Source organism: Sphingomonas sp. CCH15-F11 (assembly GCF_001557005.1).
Classification (GTDB): Bacteria; Pseudomonadota; Alphaproteobacteria; order Sphingomonadales; family Sphingomonadaceae; genus Sphingomonas.
The window spans coordinates 1-3,092 of record NZ_LSKG01000064.1; the positions used below are offsets into that span (position 1 = coordinate 1).

General features: G+C 67.7%; 3 protein-coding genes and 1 pseudogene. 1 reads left to right on the forward strand and 3 read right to left on the reverse strand.

Annotation, left to right across the window (positions count from 1 at the left end):
• On the forward strand, window positions 1–302 hold a 302-nt coding region (locus AX709_RS05890), incomplete at its 5' end, for a replication initiator protein A (protein WP_197432019.1).
• 809 nt (window positions 303–1,111) lie between these two features.
• Here the strand turns inward: AX709_RS05890 and AX709_RS05895 are convergent.
• The 3 genes and pseudogenes from AX709_RS05895 to AX709_RS05905 all read right to left on the reverse strand — a co-directional run.
• Complete coding sequence (locus AX709_RS05895; RefSeq protein WP_082731650.1) at window positions 1,112–2,686, reverse strand: type IV secretory system conjugative DNA transfer family protein; 1,575 nt, start codon at window positions 2,684–2,686, stop codon at window positions 1,112–1,114.
• Complete coding sequence (locus AX709_RS05900) at window positions 2,686–2,970, reverse strand: hypothetical protein (protein WP_066547841.1); 285 nt, start codon at window positions 2,968–2,970, stop codon at window positions 2,686–2,688. Before AX709_RS05900 ends, AX709_RS05895 begins: the two co-directional genes overlap by 1 nt.
• Window positions 2,970–3,092 (reverse strand): annotated as a pseudogene (locus AX709_RS05905) (conjugal transfer protein TraD); the annotation flags it as partial. The gene AX709_RS05900 and the pseudogene AX709_RS05905, both read right to left, overlap by 1 nt.

A 3,092-nucleotide genomic window follows, 5' to 3' on the forward strand; every position in this document is an offset into this window, starting at 1 on the left:
GGTGGGTGTGCCGGGTGGAGCTGCTACGCGACAAGACCGGCAGCGACGCCCAGCCCAAGGAGTTCAACCGGATGCTCCGGCGGGTGATCGAGGCCGACCAGCTCCCCGACTATACGATGGAGACGACCGAGACGGCCGACAAAAGCCCCGCCGTCCTGTTCAGGCGACGCGGCGAGGCCGAGGCGCTGGCGCTTGCCGAGCGGATGCGGGCCGAAGAGGAGCGGCGCGCGCGCTTCGACGTCGATCGCCGGCGAACCGAGGAGGTCGACGCCCGCATGGATCGGCTCGCCGGGCGTCGCTGACTATCGGGGTTTCACCCACCGCAGCCGTCACTATCGGGGTTTCGCCCACCGGCCCGAGTCGACCGGCCGGCCGCACCGCGCCGCGATCGAGGCCGAACGGCCCGCCAGCTTGTGGATAACCGTCCCGGAAAGCCGCTTTTCAGGATTGGCGGACTCGGGGGATCACCCACCATCGCTTCGGGGGATCACCCACCGGACTATCGGGGGATCACCCACCGAATCACGGGGTTTCACCCACCATGCACATCCGCAACTGCCTGATAGCAAAGCGAAGATTCCGCTTCGCGCGGCCCTTAACCTTCTTAACGATTCCTCTTTAACAGAATCTCTTAACCCCGAGCGGCACCGCTGGACCCGCAGAAGCCCGTTAGGCTAGGACAACGGCAGCTCCCTCCATCAGCGACATCACACGTCCGAAAGGGGAGGGGAGAAACGGAATCGGCCTAACGGCCGATGCGCTTTAGTTGCGTGCCGCCTTCGGCGTCACCAGGGCGGCGCAAGCGCCGCAGGCTTTCCGGAAAAGCCAAGCGCGACCGGCGGCGCTTCGACTTCGAGCGACAGTGACCGGCAAATCGGTCTCAGGGGCGGGTTTCCGGGCCGTGGTGCGCCGATCGAGAGGCGAGGGGAGGGCAGAGCCCTACGAAGGCCAGGGCAGCGCCAGCGCGGCCCCTCGCGCTAACTGGTCAGATCGACTATGACGTGCGAAGCGAGCTGCCCAGCGATCGCGACCGGACCCGCCGCGGCTGCTACCCGTAGCGGGTCCAACTTCCGGCCCGGCGGTGTGTGGACTTCGTGCTTTCGGCGACCGTTCAGGCCGGATCGAACAACCCGGCAAACTCGCGCTGATCGTAATAGCGGATTTTTTCGACCGCGAGCGGGTGTTCGCCCTGGCGCAGCAACAGAACCTGGTCGGGCCGCATCCGCATGATTTCGTCAGGGGTGGCGAGCCGCCGGGCGGTGACGTGTGCGCTGACGCTTTCCGAGGGGCCAGCGCGGTTTTCACCCCAGCCGGTGCCGCGCGAGGTGCTGACGGTATCGTATTCCAGCGTCGTGTCGCCGATCGTGCGCGAGAGCATGTCGGCGGTGGCATGATCGTTCACCCCGAACGCTTGGATCACGCCGGCGTTGGACATGAACGTACCAGCGCGCTCGCCATAGTTCGCCTTGAGCTGGTGCATGTCCTGGAGGATCGGCCAGAGTTGGAGGCCATAGCCCGCCATCAGCCCCATCGCGCGCTCGACCGGCTCCAGACGGCCAAGCGCGGCGAACTCGTCGAGCAGGAACAATACCGGACGGGCAGGGCGGGCGGTCGATCGCGCCATGTCGGTGACGGCTTGCGATACGAGCAGCCGCAGCCAGCGTGCATAGGTGTCGAGCCGATCGGGCGGCAGGCACAGGAACACCGTGGCGGTCGATTCTTTCAATCCCGCGAACGTGAAATCCGACGTGGCCGTGCTGGCGACGATGCGCGGGCTATCGAGAAAGTGGGTATGGCGCTGGGCCGACGACAGCACGCCCGCGGCTTCGCGATCGGACTTGCCGAGCTGGCGGTTGGCGGCGCGCGCGACCAGGCCACCGGCACCGGCACCGGCGCTGTCCTGCATCGCGGCTAGCAGATCGGCGAAGCGGGCAGGGGCAAGCGTCAGATACTCGCGCACCGTCGCCAGCGTCCGGCGATCGAGGGGTTCGGTGGTGACGACATGGAGGATCAGCCCGGCGATGAGCGCCTTGGCTTCCTCGTTCCAGTGCGCTTCGCCGGACTGTCCCGGCGCGTCATGGACCAGGGCGTCGGCGAGCGTGTTGGCATCTTCCGCGAGATCGAGGCTGGCGGGATCGAGCCGATCGAGCGGATTGTAGCAGGCAGGGGGCCGGCCCGACACACCGAACGGATCGAGGCACCAGACCGGCCCCTTGGTGGCGCGGGCGCGGGCGGTGACACGCGCGTTCTCACCCTTGGGGTCGATGCAGATCACCGAGCGATCGAGCAGCAGCAGGTTGGGGATGATCGTGCCGACACCCTTCCCCGACCGGGTCGGAGCCATCGTCAGCAGATGTGCCGCGCCGTCATAGCGGAGCAGCTTCCCCGATTTGGCGGAGCGGCCGATCAGGAGATCCCCGCTCGCTTCCAGCTTTCGCACGTCGGCGCGGTCGCCGAAGCGGGCCGACCCCAGCAGCTCGCTTTGCCGGTTGGCGGCGCGGCTGTTGATGCGCCAGGTCGCGGCGATCAGCCCGACCAGGACGAAGAACGACACCGTGCCGGAAATGCTGCCCACCCCGAAGATGCCTTCGAGCCAGCGGGCGGTCGCATAGGCGGCGACGAACGAGACGACGATCGCGAGCCGCCAGGAGATCGGTCGACGCCCGCCGATGAGCGGCCCCGCCATCAGCGCGCCGCCGCGACGGGCGTAATCGGCAGGGACCGATCGGAGTCGGGATGATCGAGCAGCCGGAGCAGGATTTGCGTGGCGAGGGGAGGGGGGACCGCCTCGACCAGCATCATCTCGAAGAACGCATCGTCGTTGGGCGTCGGGATCATGTCCTCGATCACGAGGTTGGCGCGCGAGTCCGCCATGTCCTCGCGCCACATGGCGACTTCCGCCGGCGTGCCGCGCGTGAAATCCATCGCGCGCACTTCGGCGCGGATCGCCTCGATATCGAAATCCGCCATCAGCTCGCCTCCGTCGTTTCCGCTTCCGCATCGAACGCCCGCTTGCCGCGCCGCTTCCACAGCGCCAGCACGTCGCCGGCATCATCACCGCGCGCGCGGCCGGCGAGATCGAGCAGCGCGCC

What these genes read in the sequence shown, in the direction of transcription:
- AX709_RS05895 (WP_082731650.1), bottom strand. Translation starts at nt 2,686, where the DNA reads ATGGCGGGGCCGCTCATCGGCGGGCGTCGACCGATCTCCTGGCGGCTC.
- AX709_RS05900 (WP_066547841.1), bottom strand. Translation starts at nt 2,970, where the DNA reads ATGGCGGATTTCGATATCGAGGCGATCCGCGCCGAAGTGCGCGCGATG.